This is a genomic window from Isoptericola sp. NPDC057391, assembly GCF_042668085.1.
In the GTDB taxonomy this organism is placed as follows: domain Bacteria; phylum Actinomycetota; class Actinomycetes; order Actinomycetales; family Cellulomonadaceae; genus Isoptericola.
On the sequence record NZ_JBHVBO010000233.1, the window covers coordinates 1 to 5,423 of the forward strand.

General features: G+C 75.3%; 6 protein-coding genes and 3 tRNA genes. 4 read left to right on the forward strand and 5 right to left on the reverse strand.

Going from position 1 to position 5,423, the window contains the following annotated elements; genetic code table 11:
* Window positions 1-122 precede the first annotated feature (122 nt).
* Together ACFUVW_RS19140 and ACFUVW_RS19145 are read left to right on the forward strand one after the other, a co-directional pair.
* Complete coding sequence (locus tag ACFUVW_RS19140; RefSeq protein WP_176168850.1) at window positions 123-290, forward strand: hypothetical protein; 168 nt, start codon at window positions 123-125, stop codon at window positions 288-290.
* Window positions 291-312: 22 nt separating this feature from the next.
* On the forward strand, window positions 313-1,134 hold the full coding sequence (locus ACFUVW_RS19145) for a PH domain-containing protein (RefSeq protein ID WP_430572890.1): 822 nt from the start codon (window positions 313-315) through the stop codon (window positions 1,132-1,134).
* A gap of 84 nt (window positions 1,135-1,218) precedes the next feature.
* Here ACFUVW_RS19145 and ACFUVW_RS19150 read toward each other — a convergent pair.
* The 3 genes from ACFUVW_RS19150 to ACFUVW_RS19160 form a co-directional block, all read right to left on the reverse strand.
* Window positions 1,219-1,291 (reverse strand) — tRNA-Glu (locus tag ACFUVW_RS19150).
* Between the two features lie 64 nt (window positions 1,292-1,355).
* Window positions 1,356-1,428 (reverse strand) — tRNA-Glu (locus ACFUVW_RS19155).
* Between the two features lie 77 nt (window positions 1,429-1,505).
* A tRNA-Gln gene (locus tag ACFUVW_RS19160) sits at window positions 1,506-1,577 on the reverse strand.
* A 152-nt stretch (window positions 1,578-1,729) separates the two neighbouring features.
* Between ACFUVW_RS19160 and ACFUVW_RS19165 the strand changes: the two genes are divergently transcribed.
* Window positions 1,730-2,539, forward strand: a complete 810-nt coding sequence (locus ACFUVW_RS19165; protein WP_430572891.1) for a class I SAM-dependent methyltransferase — start codon at window positions 1,730-1,732, stop codon at window positions 2,537-2,539.
* Window positions 2,540-2,545: 6 nt separating this feature from the next.
* Here the strand turns inward: ACFUVW_RS19165 and ACFUVW_RS19170 are convergent, their stop codons facing one another.
* A complete protein-coding gene (locus ACFUVW_RS19170; RefSeq protein WP_430572892.1) occupies window positions 2,546-3,454 on the reverse strand; it encodes a LysR substrate-binding domain-containing protein in 909 nt (302 codons plus the stop codon).
* Between the two features lie 69 nt (window positions 3,455-3,523).
* Between ACFUVW_RS19170 and ACFUVW_RS19175 the strand changes: the two genes are divergently transcribed.
* Window positions 3,524-4,666 carry a YeiH family protein gene (locus ACFUVW_RS19175; protein WP_430572893.1) on the forward strand — a complete coding sequence of 381 codons (1,143 nt, stop codon included), beginning with the start codon at window positions 3,524-3,526 and terminating at the stop codon, window positions 4,664-4,666.
* Between the two features lie 16 nt (window positions 4,667-4,682).
* Here ACFUVW_RS19175 and ACFUVW_RS19180 read toward each other — a convergent pair whose 3' ends face one another.
* Complete coding sequence (locus ACFUVW_RS19180; protein ID WP_430572894.1) at window positions 4,683-5,423, reverse strand: HAD family hydrolase; 741 nt, start codon at window positions 5,421-5,423, stop codon at window positions 4,683-4,685.

Genomic DNA, 5,423 nt, shown 5'->3' on the forward strand with positions numbered 1-5,423 from the left:
ACCGTGCAGCCGGTTCGCCGAGCTGCTCCAGGTCCGGCACGAGATCGGGCCCCCGCCCAGGTCAGTACGCTCCTGGCTGACGGGGCAGCCCTGCCCTGCGACCCGAGAGGCGTGAGGACCTGATGCCCGCGAAGGCCAAGACCCTGCTGATCTGGATCGTCGTGATCTTCCTGATCTACGCGATCGTGAGCAGCCCTGACCGTGCGGCGAACATCGTCACGGCGATCTGGGACTTCATCACCAACGCGTTCTCCAGCTTCGGGCAGTTCTTCGCGAACCTGACCGACTGACGGCGCGCACCCCGGCCACGGCATGAACACCGACGAGAGGCGCCAGCGCGACGCCGTGCGCGCGCACGCGCACCTGCGCCGGTACGTGCTGCCGAACGAACGGGTGATCGTCGCGACCCGGCACCACTGGGCGCTGCTCCTCGAGCCGATCGCGACGACGGCCGCGGCGTTCCTGCTGATCGGCACCCTCGTCATGTCGACCCCGGTCGACGTGCGCGGCACCGTGCAGTGGCTGTGGGTCGCGTGGTTCGTCGTGGCCGGGCGCCTCGCCTGGAAGTGGCTGGAGTGGCGCTACGAGTGGTTCGTCGCGACCGACAAGCGGCTGCTGCTGCTGTACGGGCTCGTCGTGCACAAGGTCGCGATGATGCCGATGAAGAAGGTCACCGACATGGGGTACTCGCGCAGCCCCACGGGCCAGGTGCTCGGCTACGGCCGCTTCGACATGGAGTCCGCCGGCCAGGACCAGGCCCTGCGCACCATCAAGTACGTGCCGCGCCCGGACTCCACCTACCGCACCCTGTGCGACACGCTCTTCACGCCCGGCGGCCCGCGCCTGGACGACGACGACGACCTCGGCGGCGGACCCGGTTGGCCGGCCGACGGCGCACCGGGCGGCCCCGGCGCGCCGACGGTCGTGCCCGGTCGCGAGACGTCGGAGGGCCCGCGCCCCACCACGCAGCCGATCGCCGTCCAGCCGCCGAACCCGGCGCCCCGCCCGCCCGAGGCGCGGCCCAGCGACGGGGCGCACCCGGTCAGCTGGAAGCCGACGGGGGCGACCTACGACCACCCTCGCAGCGACAGCCGGCGCAGCGACGGCGCGATCGTTCCCGACCCGTTCCTCTGAGCCCGCGCCCCTGGGCCGGGCCCGAGGAACGACGAAGGCCCGGTCCGCGTGGACCGGGCCTTGCCTGCATAACTGTCTGCTGTGTACCCCCAGCGGGATTTGAACCCGCGTTACCGCCGTGAGAGGGCGGCGTCCTAGGCCGCTAGACGATGGGGGCCTGGAGCTGGTCCGAGCGGTGAGGCCCGGGCCGTGCGACCGTCCGTCGAGACGGACGACCTGCGTACCCCCAGCGGGATTTGAACCCGCGTTACCGCCGTGAGAGGGCGGCGTCCTAGGCCGCTAGACGATGGGGGCCTATGACTCGTCGGCCCCGAAGGACCGCCGTGCCGAGCACACTCTACACACCGCCGTGGCGGAAGAAGAGCGTTGCGCTGGGGTACCAGGACTCGAACCTAGACTAAGTGGACCAGAACCACTCGTGCTGCCAATTACACCATACCCCAATGGATCAGGCCTACCGGGCAAATCCGACACCGTCGGAGCGCCCTCGTCAGGCCCAACGTCGGAAAACATTACCGGACGGGTGGCCGTCGGCCAAAACGCCGACGAGGTGCCGTGCGTCACGCTCGGCCGCCGCTCGTGGCAGGCTCGCCGCATGGCCTCCTCGACTCCCCCCTCGCGCCCCTCGGCGTCCACCCCGGCAGGGCACGACCCGCACGACCATGCCGACCGCGCGGCCTCGTTCGACCGGGATGCCGACCTGTACGCCCAGGTCAGGCCGACGTACCCGCGCGAGGCCGTCGAGTGGCTGCTGCCCGGCGAGGCCCGGCGGACCCTCGACCTCGCCGCCGGGACGGGCAAGCTCACCGAGGTCGTCGTCGACCTCCTCCCCACGGGCACGGACGTCGTCGCCGTCGACCCCTCGGCCGCGATGCTCGGCGAGCTCGCGGCGCGGCTGCCCGGCATCGCCACCCACCGCGGCACTGCCGAGTCCATCCCGCTCGCCGACGCGTCGGTCGACGCCGTCCTGGTGGGGCAGGCGTGGCACTGGTTCGACGCCGACGCCGCCGCGACGGAGGTCGCCCGCGTCCTGCGGCCGGGCGGCACGCTCGGCGTCATCTGGAACGACCGCGACGACGACGTCGACTGGGTGGCGCGGTTCCGCGAGATCCTGCACCGTGGCGACCGCCTCGAGCCCCAGGCCGGCCACGCCCCCCTGAGCGGGCTCGGCGACCGGTTCACGGACGTCGAGGCGAGCACCTTCCGCTGGGTCGACCGCCTGCCGGCCGGCGCGCTGCGCGTGCTCGCCGGGACGCGCAGCTACCTCCTCTCGCTGCCCGACGCCGAGCGCACGGCGCTCCTGGACGAGGTCGACGCCCTGGAGGCCACGCACCCCGCCCTCGCCGGACGCGCCGAGATCGAGCTGCCGTACGTCACGTCGGCCTACCGCGCCCGGCGCCGCTGAGCGCGGTCAGCGCGCGCCGGCGACGGCCGCGAGCCGCCGGGCGGGCGCGGACAGCGACGCGCCGTCGCGCCACACGACCCGCAGCCGCCGGGAGAGGTCGAGCTGGGCGATCGGGACGGTCACCAGGTGGCCCGCCGCCACGTCGTCCGCCACGGTGAGCGCGGACAGCACCGTCACGCCGTCCCCGTGCCGCACGGCGGACTTCACGGCCGCCGTGGAGCCCAGGGCGGTGACATGGGACGGCAGGCGCACCCCTGCCTGCCCGAGCGCCTCCTCCAGCACGTCGCGGGTGCCCGAGCCGGCCTCGCGCAGCACGAGGTGCCCGGCGGCGAGGCCCGCGGGGCTGACGGACCGTCGTCGTGCCCACGGGTGCGCGGGGGCGACGACGGCCACGAGCTCGTCGTGGGCCACGGTGCGCGAGCGCAGCCCGCGGCGCACCGTCGGGCTCTCCACGAACCCGAGCTCGGCCGTGCCGTCCAGCACCAGCTCCATGACCTCGCGGGAGTTGCGCACCACGAGCTCGACGTCGGGGGCCGCGCCGGACCGCTCCCGCTCCCCGCGCGCGAACGCGGCGAGCCAGCGCGGGGCCAGGTACTCGGCGATCGTGAGGCTCGCCGCCACGCGCAGCCTGGGGACCGGCGCGGAGCGGAGGGCGGCGGCCGCCGCCTCGAAGCGGTCGGTGGCGTCCACGACGTCGCGCGCCGCCTGCGCCACCTGACGCCCGACGACGGTGAGGGCGGTGCCGCGCGGCCCACGGGACAGCAGCTCGAGGCCCAGCCGTCGCTCCAGCCGGTGCAGGCCGGCGGACGCCGTGGGCTGGGACACCCCTGCGGCCCGCGCGGCCGCGCTGATCGAACCGTGGGCGTCGAGCGCGACCAGCAGCTCGAGCGCGGCCAGCGGGGGACGTTCTGCCATAGCGTCAGTCTATGGATCGATCAGCACCTGGCGCTTCCGGGCCTCGGGGCGGTTCGCGAGCCTGGTCACGTGCCCACCGCTCAGCCCCCGACGCGCCCGGCTCTTCGCGGCCCGTCCCGCCTCGGCCCCGGCCTCGCGCTCGCCGCCGTCGCGACCGTCGTCCTGCTCGGCGTCAGCCGGCTCGTGGCCCCCTGGACGAACGGCGCGCTGTCGCCCCTGGTCCTGGCCCTCGTGGCCGGCGCGGTGCTCGGCTCCGTGCTGGGCCGGTTCGTGCCGCGCGGCGGTCGTGCCACGCGGTTCGCGGGGCGGGTCGGGCCCGGCACCGACTGGACGGCGCGCACGGTGCTGCGGGCCGGGGTGGTGCTGCTCGGGCTGCAGCTGTCCGTGCCCGACGTGCTCGCGCTCGGCTGGCGCGGGATCGCCGTCGTGGTGGTCACCGTGGCGGGCACGTTCGCGGCGGTCCTGGGCCTCGGGCGGCTGCTGCGGGTGCCGCGCGAGACCTCCCTGCTGGTCGCCACCGGCTTCTCGATCTGCGGTGCCGCGGCCGTCTCCGCGATGACGAGCGTGCTCGAGCGCGACCCGCGCACGGGGGCGGTGGCGCCCACCCGGCTGCGCGACGACGTGGCCGCCGCGCTCGCGCTCGTGACCGTCTACGGGACGGTCGCGATCTTCGTGCTGCCGCCGCTGGCGGGCGCCCTGGGGCTCACCGACCACCAGGCGGGGCTGTGGATCGGCGCGAGCGTGCAGGAGGTCGCCCAGGTGGTCGCCGCCGCGGGCACCGTCTCCGCCGCCGCGCTGGCCGCCGCCACCGTCACCAAGCTCGCGCGGGTGGTGCTGCTCGCGCCCCTGGTCGCGGGTGCCGGCGCGCTGCTCGCGCGGCGCGCGGCCCTCACCGCGGAGCCCCCGACCGACGCGCCGGACGACGCGCCCACGACGGCGCGCGGCCGCCGCGCGCCCCTCGTCCCCGGGTTCGTGCTGGGCTTCCTCGCGGCGGTGCTGGTCCGCAGCACGGGCCTGCTGCCCGACGTCGTCACCGACACCGCGCAGCAGCTCACGACGATCCTGTTCGTGGCCGCGATGTTCGCCCTCGGTACCGGCGTCGACGTCCCGCGCCTGGCGCGCACCGCCCGCCGCCCGCTCGTGCTCGGCGCCCTGGGCACCGTGGTCGTCACGGGGATCGCGCTGGCCGCCGTCCTCCTCCTCGCCCCCTGAGCGACCCGTCAGAGCCTCAGAGGCCGAGGGCAGCCGGCAGCCTGGCGAGGCCGGGAAGCACGACGATGCCGTCGGCGCGCAGGGCGTCGGCGTCCACGTGGTGCTCGTCGTCGCGGCGCGCGCCGGGACGGTCCAGCCAGACGCCGACCAGGCCGGCGTCGCGGGCCGCGCACGCGTCGCTGGTGGGCTCGTCGCCCACGTACGCGGTGCGCGCGACGTCGGTGCCCAGGCGGCGCGCGCCCTCCACGAAGACGTCGGGGTGCGGCTTGCCGTAGCCGAGCGTGTCCACGCCCACGAGCACGGGGACGCCCTCGAGGCCGGCGGCGCGCAGCTTGCGCTCCTGCAGCTCGGTGTACGCGTTCGTCACGACGCCGATCCGGACGCCGGCGGCGCGCAGCGCGTCGAGGGCGGCCGCGGCGTCGTCGAACGCCGCCCAGGACCGCTCGAACGTGCTCCAGAACAGCGCGTCCCAGTCGGCGAACGTGGCTTCCGTGACGGGCTCGCCCCCGAAGGTGCGGTGCAGCAGGTCGGCGCGCAGCCGGCGCTGCGTGAGGGCGTCCGTCTCGCCGCGCGTGAAGCGCTTGTAGTAGCCGCCCGGGTCGGTGCGCCAGTGCGCCAGCAGCTCGGGGTAGCGGTCCGCCGGCACGTGCGGCAGGTACTCGACGGCGACCGCGGTCAGGGCCTTGGCGAACCCGCCCTTGGTGTCGACGAGCGTGTCGTCGACGTCGAGCAGGACGCCGTCGACGCGCGCCGTCAC